At 46.7% G+C, this 24,344-nt stretch carries 20 protein-coding genes; 8 read left to right on the top strand and 12 right to left on the bottom strand.

What is annotated here, in order from left to right; all coding sequences use genetic code 11:
- Window positions 1–104 precede the first annotated feature (104 nt).
- Window positions 105–1,745, top strand: a complete 1,641-nt coding sequence (locus BM359_RS06645; protein WP_054489515.1) for a methyl-accepting chemotaxis protein — start codon at window positions 105–107, stop codon at window positions 1,743–1,745.
- Here the strand turns inward: BM359_RS06645 and BM359_RS06640 are convergent.
- Window positions 1,739–2,278, bottom strand: a complete 540-nt coding sequence (locus BM359_RS06640; protein WP_054489513.1) for a DUF3750 domain-containing protein — start codon at window positions 2,276–2,278, stop codon at window positions 1,739–1,741. The two genes, BM359_RS06645 and BM359_RS06640, sit on opposite strands and share 7 nt — an antisense overlap.
- A gap of 161 nt (window positions 2,279–2,439) precedes the next feature.
- On the opposite strand from BM359_RS06640, the gene BM359_RS06635 reads away from it, so the two are divergent.
- Window positions 2,440–3,849 (top strand): YdgA family protein, encoded by a 1,410-nt coding sequence (locus BM359_RS06635; protein ID WP_054489512.1) that lies wholly within the window; start codon window positions 2,440–2,442, stop codon window positions 3,847–3,849.
- 57 nt (window positions 3,850–3,906) lie between these two features.
- Here the strand turns inward: BM359_RS06635 and kynU are convergent, their stop codons facing one another.
- The 4 genes from kynU to BM359_RS06615 are packed head-to-tail and all read right to left on the bottom strand — an operon-like array spanning window position 3,907 to window position 7,847.
- The gene (kynU, locus tag BM359_RS06630) at window positions 3,907–5,154 is read right to left on the bottom strand and encodes a kynureninase (protein ID WP_054489509.1); all 1,248 of its coding nucleotides are present in this window, start codon (window positions 5,152–5,154) and stop codon (window positions 3,907–3,909) included.
- The gene (locus BM359_RS06625) at window positions 5,151–6,050 is read right to left on the bottom strand and encodes an alpha/beta hydrolase (protein WP_234972468.1); all 900 of its coding nucleotides are present in this window, start codon (window positions 6,048–6,050) and stop codon (window positions 5,151–5,153) included. The genes kynU and BM359_RS06625 overlap by 4 nt, the downstream gene beginning before the upstream one ends.
- 43 nt (window positions 6,051–6,093) lie before the next feature.
- Window positions 6,094–7,362: a mechanosensitive ion channel family protein gene (locus BM359_RS06620; RefSeq protein ID WP_054489505.1), complete on the bottom strand. Its 1,269-nt coding sequence runs from the start codon at window positions 7,360–7,362 to the stop codon at window positions 6,094–6,096.
- Complete coding sequence (locus tag BM359_RS06615; RefSeq protein WP_054489503.1) at window positions 7,359–7,847, bottom strand: Mpo1 family 2-hydroxy fatty acid dioxygenase; 489 nt, start codon at window positions 7,845–7,847, stop codon at window positions 7,359–7,361. The genes BM359_RS06620 and BM359_RS06615 overlap by 4 nt, the downstream gene beginning before the upstream one ends.
- Before the next feature lie 166 nt (window positions 7,848–8,013).
- On the opposite strand from BM359_RS06615, the gene BM359_RS06610 reads away from it, so the two are divergent.
- From BM359_RS06610 to BM359_RS06600, 3 genes are all read left to right on the top strand, one after another.
- Window positions 8,014–9,927, top strand: a complete 1,914-nt coding sequence (locus BM359_RS06610; protein ID WP_054489501.1) for a hypothetical protein — start codon at window positions 8,014–8,016, stop codon at window positions 9,925–9,927.
- A 145-nt stretch (window positions 9,928–10,072) separates the two neighbouring features.
- The gene (locus BM359_RS06605) at window positions 10,073–11,626 is read left to right on the top strand and encodes a methyl-accepting chemotaxis protein (RefSeq protein ID WP_054489499.1); all 1,554 of its coding nucleotides are present in this window, start codon (window positions 10,073–10,075) and stop codon (window positions 11,624–11,626) included.
- Between the two features lie 24 nt (window positions 11,627–11,650).
- On the top strand, window positions 11,651–12,211 hold the full coding sequence (locus tag BM359_RS06600; protein WP_054489497.1) for a gamma-glutamylcyclotransferase: 561 nt from the start codon (window positions 11,651–11,653) through the stop codon (window positions 12,209–12,211).
- A gap of 1 nt (window position 12,212) precedes the next feature.
- On the opposite strand, the gene BM359_RS06595 is transcribed toward BM359_RS06600, so the two are convergent.
- A complete protein-coding gene (locus tag BM359_RS06595; protein WP_054489496.1) occupies window positions 12,213–14,468 on the bottom strand; it encodes an EAL domain-containing protein in 2,256 nt (751 codons plus the stop codon).
- Window positions 14,468–16,159, bottom strand: a complete 1,692-nt coding sequence (locus BM359_RS06590) for an EAL domain-containing protein (RefSeq protein WP_054489494.1) — start codon at window positions 16,157–16,159, stop codon at window positions 14,468–14,470. The genes BM359_RS06595 and BM359_RS06590 overlap by 1 nt, the downstream gene beginning before the upstream one ends.
- A gap of 111 nt (window positions 16,160–16,270) precedes the next feature.
- On the opposite strand from BM359_RS06590, the gene BM359_RS06585 reads away from it, so the two are divergent.
- A complete protein-coding gene (locus tag BM359_RS06585) occupies window positions 16,271–17,317 on the top strand; it encodes an AI-2E family transporter (RefSeq protein WP_054489492.1) in 1,047 nt (348 codons plus the stop codon).
- Here BM359_RS06585 and cfa read toward each other — a convergent pair.
- The 3 genes from cfa to BM359_RS06570 form a co-directional block, all read right to left on the bottom strand.
- Complete coding sequence (gene cfa, locus BM359_RS06580; RefSeq protein ID WP_054489489.1) at window positions 17,314–18,429, bottom strand: cyclopropane fatty acyl phospholipid synthase; 1,116 nt, start codon at window positions 18,427–18,429, stop codon at window positions 17,314–17,316. The genes BM359_RS06585 and cfa overlap by 4 nt on opposite strands.
- A gap of 80 nt (window positions 18,430–18,509) precedes the next feature.
- Window positions 18,510–19,682, bottom strand: coding sequence for an ammonium transporter (locus BM359_RS06575; RefSeq protein WP_054489487.1), 1,173 nt, complete (start codon window positions 19,680–19,682; stop codon window positions 18,510–18,512).
- Between the two features lie 10 nt (window positions 19,683–19,692).
- The gene (locus tag BM359_RS06570; protein WP_054489485.1) at window positions 19,693–20,031 is read right to left on the bottom strand and encodes a P-II family nitrogen regulator; all 339 of its coding nucleotides are present in this window, start codon (window positions 20,029–20,031) and stop codon (window positions 19,693–19,695) included.
- Window positions 20,032–20,250: 219 nt separating this feature from the next.
- Here BM359_RS06570 and BM359_RS06565 point away from each other — a divergent pair, with 219 nt between their 5' ends.
- Window positions 20,251–21,303, top strand: a complete 1,053-nt coding sequence (locus BM359_RS06565) for a cysteine synthase A (RefSeq protein WP_054489483.1) — start codon at window positions 20,251–20,253, stop codon at window positions 21,301–21,303.
- Complete coding sequence (gene glpQ, locus BM359_RS06560; protein WP_054489481.1) at window positions 21,296–22,315, top strand: glycerophosphodiester phosphodiesterase; 1,020 nt, start codon at window positions 21,296–21,298, stop codon at window positions 22,313–22,315. Before BM359_RS06565 ends, glpQ begins: the two co-directional genes overlap by 8 nt.
- On the opposite strand, the gene BM359_RS06555 is transcribed toward glpQ, so the two are convergent.
- On the bottom strand, window positions 22,290–22,757 hold the full coding sequence (locus tag BM359_RS06555; RefSeq protein WP_054489479.1) for a GNAT family N-acetyltransferase: 468 nt from the start codon (window positions 22,755–22,757) through the stop codon (window positions 22,290–22,292). The two genes, glpQ and BM359_RS06555, sit on opposite strands and share 26 nt — an antisense overlap.
- Window positions 22,747–24,207 (bottom strand): RimK family protein, encoded by a 1,461-nt coding sequence (locus tag BM359_RS06550; protein ID WP_054489684.1) that lies wholly within the window; start codon window positions 24,205–24,207, stop codon window positions 22,747–22,749. The genes BM359_RS06555 and BM359_RS06550 overlap by 11 nt, the downstream gene beginning before the upstream one ends.
- Window positions 24,208–24,344: the final 137 nt, after the last annotated feature.

The following is a 24,344-nucleotide window of genomic DNA, read 5'->3' as shown; positions in this document are numbered from 1 at the left end:
GCGTCTTGGGTGAATGCTTTAAATTGAATATTTATTGACCGGCTAAAGCTTTGTTGCTTTGCTTACGATATAAAGTAATAGAACTGTCACAGGAACAAAAATCTATGGGCTGGTTTAATAATTTAACCGTTCGTTACAAGCTGCTATTACCCATCGTATTGTTAGCTTTGGTTCTCATTGCGATCACGGCTGTGAGTATGACTAACTTCAAATCGGTGGCGGGCAGTGTTGACAAAATTTCAGCCGAGCATTTACCGGGCCTTAATTTTTTGCTGCAAGCGGACAGAGATTTACACCAGGCTCAAGTGGCGGAGCGCACACTGCTGTCTGTAGAGCCGGGTAGCTCGCAACAGCAAAAGCTCATTGATACTCACAATGAAAATATTGAACAAGCACAGCAGCGGGTCGATAAGTTTCTGAAGCTTACCTCAAGCGATACCGAGCGCAGGATGGTGGCCGACTATAAACAAAAGAGTGAGGTCTGGATTGCAACAGCCGCAGAAGTTATCGCATTGCATGCTAGCGGTAACCTTGATGCCGCGGTGGGTTTAAGTCAGCAACAAAGCGGTCCCCAGTTCGAGACAATGCGCAGTGTCCTCGATCAGTTGGAACAGCGGCAAGAAGAGGCGGCACTTGATCAGACAGAGTTAATTGATTCAACCATTGCACAAAGTAACTGGACACAAAGCGCAGTGCTTATTATTGGTTTAGCGGTTTGTGTGCTTTTAGCATTGTTTTTCCCTCCACTGATTTCTAAGCCACTGAATTTATTATTGGAGCGTTTCCGTGATATGGCCAAAGGTGAGGGAGATTTAACCGCACGAATTCACTTACAACGGACGGATGAACTAGGGAAAGTTGCCGATGCGTTTAATGAATTTATTGAGAAGTTGCAGCGAACCATTCAGAAAGTGAGCAGTATGGCTGAACAAGTGGCAACTTCGTCTGAGCAGCTTTCCAGTATTTCTGAGCAGTCTAACCAGAGCATTAAACAGCAACATCAGGCGGTCGAGCAGGTTGCGACTGCTATACATGAAATGTCGGCAACGGTGGATGAAATTGCCAAAAATGCCAATGAAGCTGCACAATCAGCGCAAGAAGCGGATACTCATACGAGAAATGGTCGCAAGGCTGTAGGTGAAACTGTTGATGCTATTCAGGCATTAGCTAATCAGGTTCATCAAATTACTCAGGTAATTGATAAAGTAGCTGACGACAGCAACAATATTAACAGAGTAATTGAAGTTATCGGCAGTATTGCAGAACAAACCAATTTACTGGCACTTAACGCAGCGATTGAGTCTGCTAGAGCCGGTGAACATGGTCGGGGCTTCTCTGTGGTTGCGGATGAAGTGCGTACTTTGGCAAGTCGTACTCAACAATCGACCCAAGAGATTCAGGATATGATTGAACGTTTGCAGAGTGCAACAAGTGAAGCCGTGAGTTCTATGAACGCGGGCCGTGAAAGTGCCGATGCTACGGTGGATAAAGCTCAGCGAGCTGATAGTGCGCTTAAAGGAATTACTGAAGCGGTGACTGAAATCAATGATATGAACAATCATATCGCCACCGCAGCAGATGAACAAAGCTCAGTAACTGAAGATATTAACAAGAATGTCAGCACCATAACCGATATTGCAGAGCAATCGGCGCAAAGTTCGGCTCAAGTTAGAGAGTCGAGCGATGATTTGGCCAAGCTTTCAATGTCACTGCAAAGAGAGCTTCAGCAATTTAAAATTCATTGATCATTATCCGCGTAGCCGCTGCCAATAGCACTGAAAGGTAATTTTAGGCCAAGCTCAGGAACTTGTATGGCTATCCAGGCCGGAAAGGTATTGCTGTTAGGCCCCGGTAGCACTTCGTATTGGTCCGCCCAGGGGTAACGGGAAGCTGCTTCTTCAATGCGCGAGATCATGCCGGCGGCCTGGGTTCCCGATACCGAGAGTATTTTTTCGGGTTCGGCGCCATACCAGTAGCGGTCAGGGGTTGCTGTTTGATAAACGCGCAGTGCTGGGCGTCCATGCTCCACACCCCAGCCCACAACTTCGTATACGGTATACTCGCTGGCATTTTCTGGCTTCACGGCCAGCCAGGTGTGAACGGCAAACCAGCCACGCCAGCCAAAGGCATCGGCAGCATAGGCTTCAATGACGGCTTGTTTCTCAATTTCAGGGTCAGGCGCGATACCCGCGGGCTCTCTGGACGCATCTCGCCAGTCGCCTGAGGAACATCCAAAAAGAAAGAGGGCAGTCAATGCTGCCGTTACTATCCTGACCATATTGCTATACCTGCTTAAAAAAGACCTGTTACTTCTACTGGAAAACTAACACAAAGGTTCACACTCGCCTATTGCGGGCATAACTTTTGCTGTCGGTTTTCAATCTATGTATAATTTCAACATAATAATTACAACTCACCCCTATAAATGAAAGGACTACTATGAATAAGAAAGGACTCCTTGGCGGCGTCGGTATTGTCGTTGTCGCTGCTGCTTTAATTGGCCCCCGCTTTGCCGGCTCCCAAGTTGAAGACACATTGAAGCAGCACGTCGAGGCATTAAATAATGTGCCTGCCTATACAGCGCAAGTTGTGTCATTTGACAGAGGCTGGTTTGGCTCAACCGCAACTGTCGAACTGGGCGTTGATTTCAGCGGCGCCTTTCCCGAAGCAGAACAATCTGAAGAGCTTTCTTTTGAGGTGGTTATTGATGTTCAGCATGGCCCTGTGCTTACTCAGTTTTCTCCGGGGCTTGGTCTGGCGTCACTTGAGGCCAGCTCTAAAGACGAAGGCTTACGTGAGTTTCTGGACTGGGAAGATGAAACGCCTTTTTATCATATGGTTGGCTCTGTCGGTTTTTCCGGCACCTTTAGCTACAGCGACTCCATTTCTTCGTTTACATTAGTACCAAATGACGCCCGCCAGCAGATTTCAGTGTCCCGCTATGAAGGCAGTGGCGAGGTTTCGTCAGACAGCTTCAGCTATGAGGGCGTATTAGAGGGTGCTGAAGTGCTTATGGAAGTTCAGGCTGTCAGCGTTGGTGAGATGAAAGTCCGTACGGAAGCTAAAGGCGACTTGCTCAGTATTATGCAGGGTGGACTTTATGAAAGCGAAATGTCGATGCAGCTTGAAAAGGTTACTGCGCGCTCGCCTGATGATGTCGATTTTTTCAATGTAGAAGAGCTTGATGTCGAGGCTATCAGTGCATTTAGCGATGATGAAAAACACATGAATGTGGATATGAACTATTCGATGAAATCATTTATGTTTGGCGACACTCACCTTGATAATCTTGTTGTAAAGATGGCGTTTAATAATCTCGATGCCGAGTTTTTGCGGGCCTACAACCAGACTATGCAAACTATTTATGATCAGGGGCCGGACGAAATGGAGGCAGCAACTGAGAAGTTGGTAAAAGACAGTTTACCGCAACTACTGAAGGCAGAGCCTGAGTTTGTTGTTAGTGAGTTTAGCGGTGAAATGGAGCCGGGAAATTTTGAAGGCGACTTATCAGCCAAATTGGTTGGTGTGGCTCAGGTACCTGATAATTTGGATGATATTCGGTTCTGGCTTTCGAGTTTGATTGCCGATGCGTCGCTGACTGTTGATAAACCTCTATTAAAGTGGCTTGCTGAACAACAACTGTTATCAACTATGCGTATGCAGTATCCGGGTGCTGATGAGGCCGAGATGCAGAAAATGGCTGAGCAACAGGCGCCAATGATGATCAACATGTATTTACAGCAGGGCTTACTGACGGAAACTGAAGACGATTACCGTAGTGAGTTCCAAATGGAAGGCGGTGAGGCTATGCTCAATGGTCAAAAAGTTCCGTTAGGAAATATGATGTAAACCAAAGCCGTTCTGAAAAAGCCTCAACGCAGTGAGTTTCGTTGAGGCTTTTTGGTTTTAGGTGACGGTATTACGTTGTTGCCAGCGCGGATCCAGATGTTCGTTTTCTGCTAACACTTGCCGCAACTGTTCGGCTGCCTGCCAAATGTCCTCGAAGCTGTTATACAGTGGGGTGAACCCAAAACGAATGTAGTTAGGTGCACGGAAGTCAGCAACAACGCCTCGTTGAATTAAAGCCTGGCAGAGACCGTAAGCATGCTCGTAGTGATAAGACAGTTGGCTGCCTCGTTCGCTTCGTTGTTCTGGAAAAATAGGCTGCAGTACGTCATCAAGGTCATGAGTCTTTAATAACTGATGAAACACATCGGACAGTTGTAGCGACTTTTCTCTTAGCTTTTCTAAGCTAACGCCTTTAAAAACATCCAGCGCGGCGTCCACGGCTGACATAGCCAGAACCGAAGGCGTTCCGGTAAGCATCTGCTGTATACCCGCAGCCGGTTTGTATTCCGGTGAAAAGTCGAAGGGCCTGGCGTGACCAAACCAGCCGCTTAAGGGTTGGCTCATGTTTTTGTGGTGCCGTTTTGCTGCGTAGATAAAAGCGGGGGCACCGGGCCCTCCGTTCAGGTATTTGTAGGTGCAGCCGACCGCAAAATCCACTTGCCAGTCATCCAAATGAACGGGCATAGCACCGGCACTGTGTGCTAAATCGAGAATTACCAGAGCGCCGTTTTCGTGCGCATTGGCGACCAACTGCTTTGCGTTAATGCGTCGGCCGGTCCGAAAGTTCACTTCGGTTGCCAGCACCAGAGCGGTTTTGCTATTTATGTGCTGTTCAAGCTCGCTTTCGTCAACGAGCTTCAATTGGCAGCGATGCTGCCCTAAAAACTGAGCAACACCCTGAACCATATATAAGTCGGTAGGGAAGTTGTCTTTTGTCGACAGAACAACAGTGCGCTCCGGGTCCTGCGTCTGAACGATGGTCAGCGCAGCGGTGAGTGCTTTGAATAAATTGACCGATATTGAGTCGCAGCAAATGGTTTGCTCTGGTTCGGCCCCTATTAAATGCGCAATTTTTTCACCAACGGTTTGCGGCAAGTTCACCCAGTTATGGTCGTTCCAGCTATTGATAAGATCTTGTGACCATTGTTGTTGTATAACGTTCTGCAAACGTGTTTCCGTTGCTTTGGTCATTATTCCTAAAGAATTGCCGTCCAAATAGACTTTATTCTCGGGTAACTGAAATTGTTCGCGGTGCTTTGCGAAAGGGTCAATGATGTCAAGTTCTTGTATGTCGGTAAGGTTCATGGATGAAGCTCGTTGTTCAGGCGTTTAATAATGGCTTTCCATGCGCTTGAGTGTGGGTGTATCAGGTCAAAATGGCCGACACCTTCCAGTATCTCTGTTTCTACGTCAATATTGTGAGTTTGGCTCAGTGGCACAATACGGTCGGCATCTCCCTGAATTAACCAGGTATTATCGTGCAGTTTTTGGGTTCTTGGACTGGCCTTCTGGTAATCACTGGTATTTTCGTAGGCGGTTTTCATTAAGTTTAAAGCCGCGCGGTTACAACTACCATCGGTTTGCGTGTAACTGACCATGTCGGTAATGGCAGCAAGACCAATCACAGCTTCGATGTTAGGCGATGCAGGAGTGTCATTTGCAGTGGTCAGCAATGCAAGGTGCCCGCCTGCAGAGTGCCCCATAACAGCGCTGGGTCGGCCATTAAGCTTGTCGCCAATAAAGTCGATAGCGGCTTCTACGTCGTTTAAGCTTGCTGGCCAGTCACCGCCTTCTTGGCCTAAACGACGATACTCTATTGACCACACATTAAAGCCTGCGTTTCTTAATGCATTGCTGGCGGGGTTGGTGTGAGTAATGTCGTAGTCTTTTAGCCAGCAGCCACCGTGAATAAAAATAACGTTAGCGGCTGAGTCTGAATGTTCGCGCGTGCTCCAGAACTGGATAAACTGTGAAGTCTGGTCTCCGTAAGAGTAAGTTTTTGTCGGGCCTTCACTGTTAAGGGCGAGCACCTCATTAAAGGTAACTTGTTTAAGGAGCTCTTTGTTGTCTGCGCTGGCATCAGAAACGCCAAAAATGAAGAGCAGCAACAACAAGGTCTTGGGTAACATGAAGAGCACTTTCACAACGATACCACCACTGTATTCTCGGGTTACAAATGAGGTGAAAGACCATACAAGCATTTTTGAGCTGACTCAATAAATACTTGATTAATTGCTACAGATTTCACTCCGGCTTATTTTGAGTTAACCCTAGTTGCTGCACCGCTGTGCGCACATCCTGGCCGGATGTTTCCTGAAATACCTGCAAATCAAATTGCGGCAGTATGGCAAACAAGTGATCAAAAATATCAGACTGTATGCCTTCGTAGGTTTCCCATGCTGTGTCATTGCTAAAGCAATAGATTTCAATAGGTAAGCCCTGAGGGCCAGGGCTCAGCTGCCTTACCATTAATGTCAGCCCTTTATGCACGTCAGGTCTGTTACTAAGGTACTGTTTCACGTAGGCGCGAAAGGTACCAATATTTGTCACCTGTCGGCCATTAATTGGATCTGCTCCGGTTTGCTCAAGGCTAGAGTTCCACTCTGAAATATCTTTCTCTTTTTGCTCCAGATAGTCGCTAAGCAAGGAGAAACGCTTAAGCTTTTTCTTCTGCTCGTCGGACAAAAAATGAATGCTGTTCTGGTCAATATACAAGGCGCGCTTTATACGGCGTCCGCCACTTTCCTGCATACCGCGCCAGTTTTTAAAAGACTCGGAGATAAGGCGTTTGGTCGGGATGTTGGTGATGGTTTTATCCCAGTTCTGAACCCGTACGGTATGAAGTGCGATATCAATGACATCGCCATCGGCATTGAGCTGTGGCATTTCTATCCAGTCGCCAACCCGAATCATGTCGTTAGAGGAAAGCTGAATGCTGGCAACCAGTGACAGTATCGTGTCCTGAAACACCAACATAGCAACAGCACCCATAGCACCAATTCCCGAAAGCAGAATAACCGGTGAACGGTCGAGTAATGACGCTATGATGAGAATGGCGGCAACAACGTAAACCACAATTTTCGCTATTTGCAGATAACCTTTAATGGGCTTTTCATGCGCGTCGGGCTGACGGTTGTATATTTCATTAACGCTGGTCATGGCAGCGCTGAATGAACGCGCCAGGGTCAGTATTAAGTAAGCAATACTGATGTTACGTATGACTGTGGTAACGGTTTCAGGTAGGTCGGGTACCAGATAAATACCGGCGGACAATACCAAAGCAGGAACAACCTGAGCCAGACGGTGCACAATAACCCGAATGCCAACGCCTGGGTCACTGCCTAACTCTGTTTGTGACAGTAGTCGCGAAACACCACGTAATAAAACTTGCTGAGTGATGAGCTGGGATATCCAAACGGCAACTGCCAGAATAACACAGGCACTAATGGTATAAGCCCAGGGTTGGGAGGCCGCCCAGTCATGAAACCACTGAGGGTAATCCAGTTCCATCATAGTTTTTGTTCCACCGCTGCTTTTAAGTCCTTTCTAAAGCCTAAAATGAATACGACTTCTGCCACCACAAATAAGGGACCAATTGCTAAACCCATAATGTCATCAACAAAAGCGGGCTTTCTGCCCTCAAAATAATGGCCAATGAATTGGAAGATCCAGCCGACTACGAATAGGCCAATGCCCCAGCTAAGCCACAACACTGTTGGTAAAGCTGCAATGTCCCGGCCAATGGCTAAAGACAGCCATAGCAGCACGGTCATGAGTAGCCCAAGCTTAATATCAAGCCGAATGTAAAAAATAACAGCGGCTAAAACAACCAGACTGGCCGGGGTGATCAACAGATAATCCAAAGGTAGTGCAGGTCGAGACAAGAGACTAATGATACCAACGACAATCATAGGAATGCCGACAATGTGGGTCGCCACATTCTTACGATTACGATGATAAGCCGCATACTGCGCTAAGTGATCAACGATGTTTTTCATAGGTTTTGCCAGTTGGTGCCTAAATAGAAGGTTAGATTGCTACGCGTGGGGCTTGATGTCAATGAAGTAAGCGCCTTTGCCATACCTAACTTTCTATTGCTCAGCCGTTAACTTACCGCTAACCTAAAGCCTTTATTTTTATTAGGTATTAAATAGGGGAAGTTCGGTGGCGTTTGATTACGGTTCGATTGATCTGGGGTTAAAGAACCCGTTTAAAACCGAAGGATTGGTGACGAGTGTTCGCGGTGTGGTGCAATCGTTGTTTGGCATTTATTTACTGGTAGCAGGTGCCGGGGCCGTTAAGCCCGATGCAATTACAGGCTGGGTATTAGCTATCTTCGGGCTGTTATTGCTGGCTGGCGGTATTAAAGTGCTGAGTGGCGGTATTATGGCTATGCTGCGCTACTTTGTTGGTCGTAACCATCCAACATCACTGGCACGCAATTTTAGTAAGTCTGAACGCAGCACAGCGCAGGAAGAGTCGCGTTATGTTGCTTATAACGATCAGGCATTGGAAGAAATGCTGATGGGTCGTAAGAACAGTACCTTTATAGAGCCAAAAGGCTTGTTGGCGCGCATTGCTCACACGGTATTTCCCAAGTTGCTGTTTATGCCTTACCCCATTCGAAACATGGCGCAGCGTTTGTTAGGTGCGTGGGTGCGTACTCTGACTGCAATGGTTGCCTTTGGTTTTGCTGCCTTTGTTTCTCTGGCTGGGTTTGCCGGTGACGCTGGTGTACTTGCGTTCCCGGTTTATACCGTATTGTTAACGCTGTATATCATGCATGTATGGAAGTCTGCAGGTCAGGCTATATCGCGCGGAGCAGAGCAGTCTATTGATTCAATGGGCAGTGGCGACTTGGTTAAAACTATAGCCTTTGCGCTGCTTCTACCGGTTGTTGTAGGTCTGGTTGTTGGGTGGTGGATGAACGCCGCAAATTTAACCGCGGCTGCAATTGAGCAACAGTTTGCGGCGTTACCAAACTTTCATGCCGGTTGGTATCTATTGAGCATTTTTGTCGGTGCTATTGTTTGTACGTTAGTAACCGTGGTGCTGTTGAAAAAACGTTTAGCCGATGCGAACCCGGTTTCCGAAGTTTCAGAGCTACGCGAAAACTGGCAGGAGTCAGTACACCCTAAAGAAATCTTTATTAATTTGGATAATTTGGTAATGGCGAACCGCCGTTACCGCGAAGTACCTAACCGAGTCTACCGTGAGCTTGATCCTAACTTGCAGGAACAAGTAGACGGTAAAGGCGCGTTCAGCGGTGAGATGATTCAGGAAGTGCAGCCACGAGTTAAACCTATGGGGTTGGGCGCTTTATTTGAAAAATCCCGCTTGGTGAGTTTGTTGTTGGGTAACAGCCTGTTTATTGTTGGTGTGCTTTTCACTTTCTTTTTAGCTTATGCCACGGTGGATGTGGTGAAACTGCTGGATAGCATGAACTACCGGTTATCAGAGAACACGCCTTACGCTGACTTAATGGCTCTGGCTGGTGTTGCCATGACGGCTATTCATTTCTTGCTTATCGGTTATGTGTTACGTGCCTTTGCGCGGTTAGCGGCAAATATTGCGCATCTGTTCTATGCTGAAATTCAGTTTGAATCAATGCTTATCTACTTTAAGTGCGAAGGTACTTTCACCGAGTCTAAAATATCAACTGGTGCGGGTATTCACGACAGTACCCGTTCAGAAAACACCTTAGTACGCAGCAGTATCACTCCCTGGGTTATTGTCTCTCGTATTGTGTCGACAACTTTTGCGGCCACAGGAATGAAAAACCTCGAACACCCTCGACACATTCTGGAAATGCATAAATCGGACGATGAAATGGCCTCGATTCGCAACGATGTCATCGACTTCCTTAAAGATCGTGAGTCTATTGCTTCTATTACCAGCAACAGAGACTTAGGTAATGCCTCCCAGATACATCAGCTAAATGAGCAGACACGCGCAATTCCTGCAAGTCAGGAAAAGTTGCAGCAAAACAAACCGCAGGCTTCGGACGAAGAAGCGGCGGGTTATTTGCGACAGCAAGAAGAACTTGACTCAAACGACGAAACTGAAAAGGAGCGTTGATTCTAATCAATTAAATGGTCAGGCGAGTTAGCGCTCGCCTGGCTTTGCTACCAAGGTCGTAGTGCACCGCCATAAAGTTTCATAGAAACTGTTCGATAAATATACATGGTTTGTTGCGTTGTTTACGCCTTATGGAAGCGAAAAAATGTCCACAGTTGATGTGAAACCACCTTTACTAATAACGGTTTTAGCGATAGTTGCCAGTTTAATCGTTACCTCGTTTGTCCCCTGGCTTTGGCTTCAACTCTGCCTGCAGTCTTTATTGTTCATTGGTTTAAGCGTTTTTTATATTAGCTACTTGCGGCGAGCCCAGGCTCCTTTTGATGAGCCTGAAGATACCGACGACAGCACCGACCACCTTGCTGAAAACTCCGGAAAGAATGCTATTGCAACGGCCGAACTCAGCTTTGCAATTAGCCGTTTTAAGACTGTACTGGCCGATATTGTAGAGCGCCTGGAAGAGAGCGTCGATAACTCGTCCCGGGTGAGTGAGAGGGCTCAGGGAATAGAGACTTTCTCGTCGGAAGTTGCGGTTGCTGCTGAGCAAACTAAGCAGATAAGTCATGAAGGCAGAGAACGAATAAAGCAGCTGACCCACGAAATTGATCTCGTTGTATCAGACAGCCGGGGAAGTGCCGAAGCAGTTAAGGGCCTGCAGGAGAAGGCCAGTGACATTCGCAAAGTGACTCAGGTTATTGACAGCATTGCCGAACAAACCAACTTGCTGGCGCTTAATGCGTCAATAGAGTCGGCTCGTGCAGGCGAGCATGGCAGAGGCTTTGCGGTCGTTGCTGATGAAGTGCGAACGCTGGCGGGAAGAACCTCGGATGCTACCGTAGAAGTCAGTAATCTGGTAGAGGCGATTCATACCGAAACGACTGCTGCTGTCAAAAATATCGAGCATTTATCAAAGCACATTGAGCAGCAGTCTGAGACAACTGCAGGCATTGTTGAGCAGCTGGCTAGCATTGTTGAGCAAGCAGAAACCGTCGAACAACAACTGCAGAAAATAACGGCATTAATGGGAGAAAACGCTCAGGATCTTTCCCGAAACGGCGAGCTGCTGCATTCGGTTAATTCGGACCTGTCGGAACAGTATCAGCAACTTGATGATGTCAGTGGTCAGGCAGAGCAACTGGAAATGCAGTCGGAACAGTTATTTGCGCACTTGGTTGAGAACGACGCCGACGCAGAGCATAGAGTTATTTACAAAGCCGCGACGGATGCGGCACAGCAAATTGAACAGCGTTTAGAGCAGGCGCTCGAGCAGGGTGAACTGACATCCTCTGAGTTGTTCTCAAAAAACTATGAACCCGTGCCGGGGACAGATCCGGTAAAATACAGAACTGCTTACACAGAGTTTTTCGACAGTGTATTGCCCGCTATTCAAGAACAGGTTCTGAAGCGTCACGAACATATTGTCTACGCTATCGCGACTGACCCGAATGGGTATGTCGCCCGACATAATGACGCCTTTAATAAACCATTAACCGGGGATCCAAACAAAGACTTGGTCGGTAACCGTTCTCGTCGATTGTTTAATGATAAAACCGGTGCGCGTTGCGGAGCCCATACACAAGCGTTATTGTTACAGACGTACAAGCGCGACACGGGCGAGGTTATGCACGATTTATCGGTACCTGTCTATGTGAATGGAAAGCATTGGGGAGGTTTCCGTATCGGCTACAAACCTTTGTAACTGAGAAACGGGCAAGAGAGTTGTATGTCACACGATACTATTGCGATAAATAGAGAACGTCAGGATTTAAGTGGGCTGGAAGCTGTCTGGCTATTTGGTTATGGGTCACTCATTTACAAAGTTGACTTTCCTTATCTGGAAAGGGCGCCGGCCTCTATTGAAGGCTGGTCGCGCCGCTTCTGGCAAGGCTCGCATGACCATCGTGGTACGCCGGAAGCTCCGGGTAGAGTGCTCACCTTAATTGAAACGCCGGGTGAAGTTTGTACTGGTATGGCCTATAAAGTATCGCCGGATGTGTTTGAGCATTTGGATCATAGGGAGAAAAACGGTTACCTGCGTTTTACCACGGCAATGACGTTTCGCGATGGCTCTCAGAACGAAGGTCTGGTTTACATTGCAACAGAAGAAAATGAAGCGTTTCTTGGTGCTGCCCCTGAATCTGAAATAGCCCAGCATATTGCCCGTGCATCGGGACCCAGTGGCCCCAATGCCGAGTACCTGGTAAAGCTGCAACTGGCGCTACAGCAACTGGGTGTGAATGACCCACATATTACTCAGATTTATGAGGCCTTAGTAGAAGACTAAATCAGTCACTGCTAAAAACATCATCAGCGGCCTGAGGTAGCTTATAAAGCTGCCCTTGCCAGTAATGGCAGCCAAACTCTTTGAGTTTATCAAGTTGGGCCTGATTCTCTACGCCAACTGCCTGTACTTCTAAGCCTAACTCGGTGGTCATGCGTATAACTGCTTTGACCAGGTTTCGTGAGCGTTCGTTGGTATCAAGGTCGCGGATAAACTCACGTTCAATTTTAATTTTGCTGACCGCCATAGTTTTCAAATGCAGCATACTGCCTATGCCCTTACCAAAACGGTCGATAACCAGCGTAATACCTAATTCGTGCAGTTGTTCAATAATATCGAGCGTGTTCGGCAGAGGTTCGCTTAAGCTACTCTCGCTTAAATCGAATTCAATTTTAGCTAAAAGCTTAGGGTTTTCTTTATTTAACCTGTTCATGGCCTGGTAGAGCCGCTGTGATATTTGCTCAGTGGCCAAATTAATGGCTATTTTACCTGGCGTAATATTCTGCTGTTGCCACCTTTCAACCTGGGCTACAACGTTTTCGATGACCCAAATACCCAAAGTGTCTAACATGCCGTTAGCGTCAAACTGGGGAAGGAATTTTTCAGGGTGTAAGGTACCAAGTTCGGGGTGTTCCCAACGCAGCAAAGCCTCAACACCGACGACCTGCTTATCCATATTGAGCACTGGCTGATAGACCAGTTGCATTTGGTCACTCTGAAGAACGCTGTGTACATCTTCCTCTAGCTGAATTTCATCGTAAGAACGGTTTTCAAGTTCTTGTTTGAAGTAAGCCTGGTTTTCATTCTGCTGGTCTTTAGCTGAATTCATTGCCAAATTAGCCTGAGCTAAGAGTTTTCCGCTATCGTGCCCGTCTAATGGGTAAACGCTGGCGCCAATGCTGGTTGTTAGTTGAACTTGCTGATCGTCACTGGTCAGCACAAAAGGACGCTCGTAGGCTTTTTGAATTTGTAAGATAATATTCTGAATATCGATGTATTCGACAATGTGGTTCAGCACAATAGCGAACTCGTCACCACCCAAATTGTATAGTTTAGTGCCAAAAGGAGTGACTTCTTTTAGCCTTTGGGTCAGGCGCTGTAAAATTTTGTCGCCAATGTGATGACCGTATTTGTCGTTTACCTGATGAAAATGATCGACGTTCATGACTAACACTGCAGCGAGGCGATCGCTGGGCAACTCATCCAGCAGTCTGGACAAATCTAATGCCAATGAATTGCCGTTAGGTAGCCCGGTTAAGTCGTCAAAAAATGCTAACTTCTGTAACTGCCGCTGTTGCTGTTTCATTCGGGTTACATCGCTTAATGTAGCGATATAAGTCGCTTCTTCAGAAAAGCCTGAAACGGCCTCTCTAATTGTCAGAACAGCGGAGTAACGTTTTTTGTCTGCGTTACGGCCAACAATTAAAATGCTTTGGTTACAAGGGAAGTTACTGTCAAGATCGTCGATATCTGTAGCGGTGAAAAGCTCCTCTAACTTTGAGTTAACACACTGAGCTTCGGTTAATCCGGAAATTTCGGTAAATGGAGCATCCACGCTAATGACTTTGCGGTGCTTATTGAGCAAGGCAATACCAGATAAGACCCCATGTTCTGAGAGCTCGCCAGCTTTGCCGTTTGAGTTATCAACATAATCGGCTGAGATATTGGTCCATGAACCCTGAAAGCTTAAAGGGCGTCTGTTGGTGCGGCGTAATTCGTCCCGTACCCACACGTAGTGGCCCTGTTTATGACGGAAGCGATACTCGTAAACGAATTGGTCTTCTTCAAGGCTTCGTAAAATGGTTTTCTTGGCTAACTGTGTATCGTTAGGGTGGATATTGCGTAACCACCAGCCCGGCGCTTTCACTTCCTCGGGTGAGTAGCCCATAATGCGTTCACAATTTGGGCTGACCCAGTCAATGCGAATGCCTGAGTCCAGTGAACGCAGTTCGTAATGAATGGTAGGGCTGTTCCCAAGATAGTTATAAAGCAGTTCGCGAGATTTTTTTAGTCTTAAAACCCAAATACGAGTAAAGAAAAACAGAAAAAACACAGATAAAACGACGAAGCCCCAGGGTTTCCACCGGTTCATAAGGTTTTGGGTATCGGTTTCTAACGTTAAATTCTGAATTAGGGCGCTGGATCCAAGCTCCCAAACTATAGCTGCAACTATGTAGGCTATTACCAGAATAACTTCCGGACGCTTGAAAAACGGTCGGCGCCACTTATGCTGAGTTGTTAACTTCATTTTGTCTTTCATTATCTTATCCGGGCCCAGGGTATATCAGCCTTTTTCAGCGACTTACTTAGAATCGATCCTTGTAGTTCCTCACATCCTATTTGTTTTAAAAGAAGAAGTTTAGCGCGGTCATTAATGCCTGTGGCTATGGTGGTTAAACCGCGAGCTCTCGCCATTTTGACCATAGACGCTAACTCTCGCTTCTTATCACTGTGCGACGTTGCTTTTTGTACCAACTCTTCAGAGAGTTTTACGGCATCTACGGGTAGTACAAAAAGTGACTGAATGGTCGAACGACCCTCTCCAAAATGTGAGGCTATGACGTTACAACCAACGCTTCTTAAACGCTCCAGATACCGTTTCGACTTATCAGACAGTGACATTAGAGCACGTTCGCTCACTTCAATATAAACTTGCCGCGCAGGAAACTTAGAGTCCTGTAGCTCGTGTGCCAGAACGTTTAGCACAATAGGGTCGACAATATCATTAATAGTGATATTAATAGAAACTCGCACTATGACTTTTTGTTTTAGCCAAGTTTTCAAGTCTTTAAAGGTTCGTTGAATCATCCAGGATGTGAACTGCTGGGTTAACGAAGCTTCCTCTATCATGGGCTTGAACTCTTCTAAATTCATGCCTCCACGTTTTGGGTGCACCCATTTTGCCGATATTTCCAGAACGGAAAAGTAACCCGTATTGGTGTTAAGGCGGGGCTGGAAGTAAAGCTGAATGTCATTATTCTTCATGGCCTCGCTAAACTGACGAGAGAACGTCACCTCTTCAATTTGGTCTATCGCGTTATCATTTTGTTCCAAAAATGAAAACTGCTGTTTTTTCTGAAACGCATTAAATGCATGTGCCTGAGCTTCATCGAACACTTTTTGATGGTCTTCTTTAAGCTGGTCTTTTTTGACCCGGAGTACACCTGCTGCACTATCCATTTGGTACGAAACGCCGTCGACCACTATCGGCTTTTCTAAAAAGCTTTCAATTTTACTCTGCAGTTCTTTGGTATTTTGTTCTGCATCCGCGCTTACCCCGACCAGTTCGTTTTTCGAGGTCTGCCCAACGTGAACCTGGTCGCCAAGTAGCTTTTTCAATTGTATTGCCATTTGTTTGACGAGTTCATTGGCTTTTTCAGTGCCTACTTGCTGCTGAATTTTCTCCATATTCTGCAAGCGAAAGTTGAAAATATCGATAAGGTCGTCCGGAGCTCCGTCCTTACTGTGACCAATAGTTTTTAGCTGCTCCAGTAAGGCATTAATGTTAGGCAAGTCTGTGCCCTGATATTTGAACTTCGCACTTTTTTCCGCGCCATTAAGCTCTTTTACGACTCTTGCAATAATGCCGGCGATAGTGGCAATGAAAGTGAAAGCCAGTAAGCGAAGGATCCAGCCGCCGGCAATTTCGTTACTGCTTATTAATGAATCAGAAAAAGAAAATGGGCTCAGTAAAACACCGCACATGAACCCGGCCAGTGCGCCAATACGGGGGCCAAGTAGAAGTCCGGTTAATACTAAAGGAAAGTAAAGTAAATGCTCGTACAGGCTTGGAAGCCCACCGGTCATTTCAATAACCCGTATAAAAGCAGCAATAAATATCGCCAATACAAAGCCAATAAACACCTGTTTTTCGGCGTTCATTTTTGTAAAGTTAATCAAACTTTCTTTGCACCAAGTGGCAAAGCTGTATGGATCTTCCGATTTCGACATTTATTCTTATCAGTTGTGATAAATTAAGCAGTTAGCTATGTTGAGGTTGTTATCTAACGGGAAGTCTGTCAAGTCTTTACGCAAAGAATTACTAATGCCAAGGAAGCAAGTATGCGGGAATCATTAGAAAGACGTTCATTTTTACTGACACTGGCACTTGTCAGCGTTGCTTTTGCCTGGATACTTATACCTTTTTGGGCTGCTATTTTTTGGGCCTGTGTCGTTACGGTAATTTTCTCGCCGTTGCAGCAACGGTTGAAGAACAAGTTTGGAGACAAGCCTAACCGGGCAGCGCTTGTTACGCTGCTAATTGCACTTGTTATTGTTGTTATACCGGTACTGGGAATTTCGTATTCATTCGTGCAAGAGGGCGTTAGTTTTTACCAGCGACTGGATGAAGGCAAAATTAATCCAGGAAAACTTTTTGATGAAATTCAGACCGCCTTTCCGGTCATTAATGACCTACTTGCTCAGTTTGATATTAAAGCCAGCGATGTGCGAGATAAAATATCCTCGACAGCCGTTAGCGGTAGCAAGTTTTTAGCGGAAGAAGCACTGAGCATTGGTCAAAACACATTTTCTTTTCTGATTAGCCTGGCTTTAATGATTTACCTGACTTTTTTCCTGCTAAGGGACGGGCACCATTTAATTAACTTGATGGTTAAGGCATTACCTCTGGGAGATGAACGGGAGCGTAAGCTATTTACTAAGTTTGCTGAAGTAACACGCGCGACGGTCAAAGGGAACTTGGTGGTTGCGATAGTTCAGGGGGCGTTAGGCGGTATTATCTTTGCGTTGCTTGGCATTCCGGGTGCTTTACTTTGGGGTGTTGTGATGGCGTTCTTGTCACTTATTCCTGCAGTGGGTGCCAGCCTGGTCTGGCTACCTGTGTCTATTTATCTATACGCGACAGGAAGCTGGATAGCCGCGACCATACTCGTTGCTTACGGTGCAATCGTTATTGGTCTGGCCGATAACGTATTACGCCCAATTTTGGTTGGTCGCGATACAAAACTGCCGGACTACTTAGTGTTGTTCTCCACTCTGGGTGGTCTGTCTCTATTCGGAATTACCGGCTTTGTATTAGGGCCGCTTGTTGCAGCCCTGTTCCTGGTGTTCTGGGATATCTTTATGACGGAATTTAACGCGGACTCTTAAAGCTGAGGCCGTGAATACCCGCCAACGCGCCCTTTAGGTGATAATACCCACTGCCAGAGTTGGATATCACGGGCGCGGAAGGCTCCGGCGCAAGATAGTAAGTAGTATTTCCACATACGGTAAAACTCATCATCAAATTGCGATTTAAGCTCCGGCCAGGCCTTATCAAAATTTTCAAACCAGGCCATTAGGGTTTTATCGTAATCGGCCCCAAAGTTGTGTAAGTCTTCGCAGACAAATTTTTCTTCCAGCGCGGTGCCAATTTGTGAAATAGAAGGCACTTCGCCATTAGGGAAAATGTATTTACTGATCCATGGGTCAGCTGCTGTGTCGCTGACATTTTTGCCAATCGTGTGAAGTAAAAACAGACCGTCTTCTTTAGTGCAGCGCAGGGCTACATCCATATAGTCGTCATAGTTTTTCTGGCCTACGTGCTCGAACATGCCCAGGCTGATAACCCGATCAAACTGTTCATCAAGCTCACGGTAGTCTTGTAATCGAAACTCGACAGGCAGGCCTTTACAGCGCTCTTCACCCAATGCAACTTGTTCTTTAGATATAGTAACGCCAACGCATTCAACGCCGTAATTTTCAGCAGCGTATTGCATAAAACTGCCCCAACCGCAGCCTATATCAAGCACTCGCATACCGGGTTTCAGGCCTAACTTTTTACAGCAAAGCTCAAGTTTGTGCCGTTGCGCTTCATCGACATCTTTCGCTTTTTCCCAATAAGCACAGGTATAAACCATGCGTTCGTCAAGCATAGCTGAGTACAAGTCGTTGCCCATATCGTAATGGTGCTGTCCAACTTCCCAGGCTTTCGACTGACTTTGTAGATTGAAAATGCGGCTTTTCAGAGAGTGAAAGATAAGGCGTGCGGGGTTTACTTTGTCTTGAATGCCCGACCGCAAAAGCTTGAAAAAAAACTGATCAAGAGACTCGGCATCCCATAAGCGTGCCATATAGGATTCGCCAAGACCCAGGTTGCCACGCGACAAAGCCTGATCAAAAACGGTTTCATCGTGTATTTGCATGTCCCAGGCCCGATTGCCGTTAATGCGAATATCTGCCTGAGCCAAAAGTTCTTCAACATACTCTCGTGATGTCGACATAATTGTCCGCCCATTCATGAAATTGATGGCATAAAACCGTATCAAGAACGGGCGGGCCTGGCAATATGACGTCGGTATTGCTACTTCTGCGAAGTAAACTCCGGATAAGCCTCAACGCCACAGTCAACCTGATCTAAGCCTACGTATTCCTGTTCTTTCGTCACGCGAATACCTACGGTCAGCTTGAGTATAGTCCAGATAATAAAGCTACAGGCGAACACCCAGCCAAAAATTGTGGCAACGCCCGCCAACTGAATCATAAAGCTGGCGCTGGAGTCAGTTATGGGCACCACCAGGGTACCGAATATACCGACGACACCATGTACCGAAATGGCCCCAACCGGGTCGTCAATGTGCAGCTTATCCAGAGCAATAATTGACAACACAACAATGAGTCCGGCGACAAAGCCAAAAACACTTGCCTGCCAGGGTTCGGGAGTAACGGGTTGTGCAGTTATGGCGACTAAACCGGCTAAAGCACCGTTTAGTATCATAGTCAGGTCGGCTTTTTTCCAGAGTAACTTGGTAAACAGCAGTGCCGCTATTGTTCCTGCTGCTGCCGAGGTGTTGGTATTGACCATAGCGCGTGCAATGGCGTTGGCGTCATCAACTGAGCCCAGAGCCAGCTGGGAACCGCCGTTAAAACCGAACCATCCGAACCAGAGAATAAAAGTACCCAGTGCGGCGAGAGGCATGTTTGAACCCGGTAAGGCATTAATACTGCCGTCACTCAGGTATTTGCCAGAGCGGGGACCCAGCAATATGACCGCCGCCAGTGCTGCTGATGCCCCGGTTAAGTGAACAATACTGGAGCCGGCAAAATCGACAAACCCCCAGTTTGCTATCATGCCGCCGCCCCAGGTCCACAAGCCCTGAACCGGGTAAATAAATGCGCTGAGTACGACACAAAAAACTAAAAAGCTCATGAGCTTCATTCGCTCTGCTACGGCGCCGGAAACAATGGACATAGCGGTGGCAACAAACACAACCTGAAAGAAGAAGTTTGCATCGGCGGCGTAAGCAGGGGAAGGATCCGGGTACATGACTTTATAACCAATGGCTAAATAAGTAATACAGGCAATGGAGTAGAGAGCAATGTTTTTGGTCAGAATTTCGGTGGTGTTTTTGGCTCTTACCAGGCCGGCTTCTAACATTGAAAACCCGGCCGCCATCCACATGACCAGCGCGCCGCAAACAAGCAGATAAAAAGTATCGAGGGCAAAAGTGAGTTGCTGTAAATCTTGTGCTTCCATGGGGGACTCCTTAAAGAGCGTCTTTGTCAGTTTCACCGGTACGTATGCGAACGCAGTGCTCAAGTGGCAGAACAAATATCTTTCCGTCTCCGATATTGCCGGTATGAGCCGCTGCGCTAACAACTTCCAGCGCCCGTTCAAGGGTTTCATCGGGAAGAGCCAGTTCTATTTTCATTTTGGGAAGAAAGTCGACCTGGTACTCGGCTCCTCGATACAGCTCGGTATGGCCTTTTTGCCGGCCAACACCACGAACTTCGGTTACAGTTAAGCCGGAGCAGCCAATTTCAAACAAAGCCTGCTTTACATCCTCCAGCTTGAAAGGTTTGATTAACGCAACGAGCATTTTCATGAGGCTTCCTTATTAAAAGATTGTTAAGCAACCTTCTAATTCAGGAAATGTGCCAAAGATTAATTTGTTGATATTTATGGATAAATAGAATTTCGATGAGAGCTCTGCACAAAAAACGTGCGCAACCTCTGTGCACTGCACCAAAAGTGCTATTGAACCCAGACCTTACAGGGGAGATACTATTTACCTACAGTAATGCAGGATGAAAGGTGCAGTAGCATGAAACTTGGAGCACGGCAGAGCGACCTTATTGGTGAGACAGATCTGTTACGGATACCATCGCTGTCTGATTTAACCGGGTGCGATATCTTTATTAAGTGCGAGTTTCAGAACCCGGGAGGCTCAATAAAAGATCGTGCTGCTAAACAGCTCATTGACGACGCTATGCAGCGCGGCGAACTTAAGCCGGGTATGACCGTAGTGGAAGGTACTGCCGGCAATACTGGCATTGGCCTCGCGGTTGTTGCTAAGTCCTATGGGCTGAACATGCTGGCGGTTATGCCTAATGATCAGACACCAGAAAAAGAACGGATGATACGCCTGCATGGCGGTGAGCTAATGGCCGTTGACCCGGTTCCGTTTAAAAACGAAAACCACTTTTATCACACAGCCCGTCGCTTAGCTGAAGAGCGTGACGACTGTTGGTGGGCGAATCAGTTTGAAAATACCAGCAACGCCCGTGCGCATTACCTTCATACGGGCCCGGAAATTTGGGAACAAACCGGTGGTAAAGTTGATGTTCTGGTTTCCGTGGCAGGTACTGGTGGCACCATTGGCGGTAACTCGCGTTTTTTGAAAGAGAAGAATCCGGATATTGATGTTTGGGTTGTAGACCCGGATGGCTCGGGTATTTATGAGTTTCTTCGCAGTGGTGAGTATGTTTCGACGGGCGGTTCCATGACAGAAGGCATTGGTATTATGCGGTTAGTGGATAACTTTCGTCAGGCACGCATTGATCATGCCGTTAACTTGCCCGATCAGGATTTAGTCACGCTGTCGCGTTATGTCAGAGACAAGGACGGTATTGTGCTGGGTAGCAGCTCCGCGCTTAATGTTGCCGGCGCTTTGGCTGCTGCTTTGCGAAAGGGGCCGGGGCAACGTATCGTGACGTTTTCCTGTGATTTAGGTGAGCGTTCGGTCAGTAAATTGTATAACCCGGAGTATTTACGAGGGCGTGAATTAAACCCTGAGCCCGAGCCCATTGAGGTGCTGATAAAACGTTACCGCGAGCTCGGCGATAAAGTGCTAGAGGTTAACTGGAATAATGAATAGATTCATCATTTGCACTTTGTTATCAGGCTTGGCAGTTGCTGCACCAAAAGCACAGGAGACTCTGCCGGACGCGCCGTTTCATGACTTAAAAGTACCTGAGTTCCTGGATATTGCGCATCGTGGTGCGTCGGGTTATCTACCGGAACATACTCAGGCCAGTACGGTTATGGCCCATGCATTAGGTGCGGACTTCATTGAACAGGACATACAGCTAACTCGTGACGGTGTGCCGGTGGTTTTGCACGACGAAAAACTGGACCATGTTACCAACGTGTCTGAAGTATTCCCGGAGAAGCACCGGCCCGATGGTAAATATTATGTGGTCGACTTTTCCCTGGATGAATTAAAGCGCTTAACGGTTGTTGCCCGCCATAAAGACTATGAGCTGGTCTATCCTAAACGCTTTGCTCAACCGGATGTACGTTTCCCTATTCAAACCCTGGATGAACACATTAAGTTGATTCATGAACTGAATCGGGTGCGTGAGATGTCTACCGGTATTTATGTGGAGCTGAAATCTTCACGTTGGTATCAGCAACAAGGGTACGACATTACTTCAGCTGTTATGTCGGTACTTGCACGAAATGGCTATTCTGACAAACGGCCTACCCCTATTTATTTGCAGTCTTTTGATCCGGAAGTCTTGCGGCGTTTAAAACGAGAGTTTAACTGGGACGCGCCCCTCATCCAGCTGGTTGGCGATAACAAGTGGGGCGCGACAGATATTGACTACAGCGCTATGCGATCCAGTGCTGGTTTAGAGTCGGTTAAGAGCTACGCAGAAGGGGTCGGGCTGTGGTTACATCATGTATTAGAAGGTGTCTCTGAAAACGGCGAACCGCAATGGAGCGATGTTTTAGACTCTGCGGAAGAAAAGGGACTGAATGTTCATGTTTATACCTTGCGAGCTGACGACCTGCCCGACGGCGTTAAGTCTCATGGTCAGCTACGACAGTGGTTGAAGCAGGCCGGTGTTGAGGGTGTATTCACAGACTTTCCGGATAAAAAGTAAACCGCATTTTAAAACCGTCACTGCCGTCATCATAATAGTTTGGCAGAATATCGATAGTTTCGAAGCCACAGTTTTGATACCAATGAATGGCGGTTTTATTATCACTTTTTACTTCCAGAGACATAGCTTCAGCGCCCTGCCTTTTGGCGGTGTCCAGTACGTGATTAATGAGTAAATTGCCGACACCAAAACCACGAAAGTTTAGTGATACAGCAATAGAGTACAGGCGCCATACTTTACTGTTGCGCCGGGTGAACGCAATGGCATACCCGGCTAGCTGGTTTTCTGAACGCGCCACCCAGCAATAATTATGATCAGACTGAATAACCTGCCGGAAGCTGCGGCGACTAATACAACTGTAATTAAATGTCGCCCGCTCCAGTGTAACTAATTGATCAAGATCGGTGAGCTTTGCGGGCTCAACCCTAAACTCAGTATTCATCCAGACGTCGTCCAAAGTCTGCCATTATCAGCCGATAGAGTTCATATCCTAAATGTTTATCTTCAACACCTGACTCAATTGACGGGTTATCGTTAATTTCAATAACCACCGGGCCTTTAGGTGTTTGCTTGATATCAACACCGTACAGGCCGTCGCCAATTAAGCGAGTTGCCTGTAGTGCCAGTCTGACTACGTCTTTCGGGGCCTGATGCACGCCTAAAGTTTCAAAAGAGCCGCTTTTACCCCGCGAAGACGACTCGCTATGGTTATAAATTTGCCAATGGTTACGGGCCATAAAATACTGACAGGCGTATATGGGGCGGTTATTCAGCACACCGATACGCCAGTCGTATTCGGTTTTCATAAACTCTTGTGCCAGCAAAATAGTGGATTGCTTGAAAAGCTCCGCTGCTACTTGTTTAAATTGCTCAAGGCTTTCTGCTTTTTCCACACCGATAGAAAATGAACCATCAGGGATTTTCAGCACAACCGGATAACCCAGGCGCTCGCCTATGGCTTGGTAATCAATTTCTGACTGGCTCAGCAGCAGTTCTGTTTTCGGCGTTGCAACTTTATGCTTATCCAACAGTTCAGTTAAGAACACCTTATTGGCACACTTAACAATAGAGTCGGGGTGGTCAATAACCACCATGCCATTAGCCTCCGCTTTTTTAGCAAAGTGGTAGGTGTAGTGGTTAATACGGGTCGTTTCCCGTATGAAAAGCGCATCAAACTCCAGTAAACGGTTAAAGTCGTTCGCCGTAATTAACTCAGCTTCAATATCCGCTTCTTTTGCGGCCTTAATAAACTGTGCCAGCGCCTTTTTGTCGCTGGTCGGAATGGCCTCGTCCGGGTTATAAAGAATGGCTAAATCAAAACGGTACTCTTTACGTGTACGTGCCTTTCGCCACACTCGTTTACTGAAATGGTCCAGTGAGTTACCAAAAAAACTTTGTTGCTCGTCACTCAGCTCATTAAGCGCGCCGGAGGTGAGCTTGTTGATGTGCCAGCGGCCGCTAAATTCCAGCTCAACTTTTAAAATAGGACACGGATAGCGCTCAAAAATTTGCCGTGCAAAAGACGCCAGTTCTGGCTGTTCGCACAAGCCAAAGCAAATTAATAGGGATAGCGACTTCTGATCATAGCTCTGCAAATACTTTGTGAGTGATCGGTCAGCGGTATTAATCAGTAACTGATAATGAGAGAAGTTAGTCAGGTCGTTAATGGTAGCGACAGAAGGCATGACTCTTTGCCCTCGTGCTTCTGCGAGCAGGCTGACGTAATAGCCGGTGGACAAGTAAGATAGGTCATTGCACAAATTTAAGACGTGATAACGACTTTGCAAATGCGCTGATTGTAAGTATTCACTTGCGGTGAGTAAGCTTTGACTTGGGTAATAAGGCTGCCAGTCGGCGGCATTATCTATGATAAGGTGAACGTGTTGCTGCATGTCGTAAAGTACTCGAAAGTCGCTAAAAGAGGTGTAAGTTATTTGCTTATTATTTGCGTAATAAATGCAACTCACACTATATTAGAAAGACAACGGATAACAAGCAGATTTGCTGTTTTATCTTTTTCAAAGGAGTC

This window comes from Idiomarina abyssalis, from assembly GCF_900116625.1.
Taxonomy (GTDB): Bacteria; Pseudomonadota; Gammaproteobacteria; order Enterobacterales; family Alteromonadaceae; genus Idiomarina; species Idiomarina abyssalis.
This window is presented reverse-complemented; position numbering and strand designations above follow the sequence as displayed.

What these genes read in the sequence shown, in the direction of transcription:
- BM359_RS06585 (WP_054489492.1), top strand. Translation starts at nt 16,271, where the DNA reads ATGCGGGAATCATTAGAAAGACGTTCATTTTTACTGACACTGGCACTT.
- BM359_RS06570 (WP_054489485.1), bottom strand. Translation starts at nt 20,031, where the DNA reads ATGAAAATGCTCGTTGCGTTAATCAAACCTTTCAAGCTGGAGGATGTA.
- BM359_RS06590 (WP_054489494.1), bottom strand. Translation starts at nt 16,159, where the DNA reads ATGTCGAAATCGGAAGATCCATACAGCTTTGCCACTTGGTGCAAAGAA.
- BM359_RS06575 (WP_054489487.1), bottom strand. Translation starts at nt 19,682, where the DNA reads ATGGAAGCACAAGATTTACAGCAACTCACTTTTGCCCTCGATACTTTT.
- kynU (WP_054489509.1), bottom strand. Translation starts at nt 5,154, where the DNA reads ATGAACCTTACCGACATACAAGAACTTGACATCATTGACCCTTTCGCA.
- glpQ (WP_054489481.1), top strand. Translation starts at nt 21,296, where the DNA reads ATGAATAGATTCATCATTTGCACTTTGTTATCAGGCTTGGCAGTTGCT.
- BM359_RS06595 (WP_054489496.1), bottom strand. Translation starts at nt 14,468, where the DNA reads ATGAAAGACAAAATGAAGTTAACAACTCAGCATAAGTGGCGCCGACCG.
- cfa (WP_054489489.1), bottom strand. Translation starts at nt 18,429, where the DNA reads ATGTCGACATCACGAGAGTATGTTGAAGAACTTTTGGCTCAGGCAGAT.
- BM359_RS06565 (WP_054489483.1), top strand. Translation starts at nt 20,251, where the DNA reads ATGAAACTTGGAGCACGGCAGAGCGACCTTATTGGTGAGACAGATCTG.
- BM359_RS06555 (WP_054489479.1), bottom strand. Translation starts at nt 22,757, where the DNA reads ATGAATACTGAGTTTAGGGTTGAGCCCGCAAAGCTCACCGATCTTGAT.
- BM359_RS06645 (WP_054489515.1), top strand. Translation starts at nt 105, where the DNA reads ATGGGCTGGTTTAATAATTTAACCGTTCGTTACAAGCTGCTATTACCC.
- BM359_RS06640 (WP_054489513.1), bottom strand. Translation starts at nt 2,278, where the DNA reads ATGGTCAGGATAGTAACGGCAGCATTGACTGCCCTCTTTCTTTTTGGA.
- BM359_RS06625 (WP_234972468.1), bottom strand. Translation starts at nt 6,050, where the DNA reads ATGCTTGTATGGTCTTTCACCTCATTTGTAACCCGAGAATACAGTGGT.
- BM359_RS06550 (WP_054489684.1), bottom strand. Translation starts at nt 24,207, where the DNA reads ATGCAGCAACACGTTCACCTTATCATAGATAATGCCGCCGACTGGCAG.
- BM359_RS06615 (WP_054489503.1), bottom strand. Translation starts at nt 7,847, where the DNA reads ATGAAAAACATCGTTGATCACTTAGCGCAGTATGCGGCTTATCATCGT.
- BM359_RS06600 (WP_054489497.1), top strand. Translation starts at nt 11,651, where the DNA reads ATGTCACACGATACTATTGCGATAAATAGAGAACGTCAGGATTTAAGT.
- BM359_RS06620 (WP_054489505.1), bottom strand. Translation starts at nt 7,362, where the DNA reads ATGATGGAACTGGATTACCCTCAGTGGTTTCATGACTGGGCGGCCTCC.
- BM359_RS06605 (WP_054489499.1), top strand. Translation starts at nt 10,073, where the DNA reads ATGTCCACAGTTGATGTGAAACCACCTTTACTAATAACGGTTTTAGCG.
- BM359_RS06635 (WP_054489512.1), top strand. Translation starts at nt 2,440, where the DNA reads ATGAATAAGAAAGGACTCCTTGGCGGCGTCGGTATTGTCGTTGTCGCT.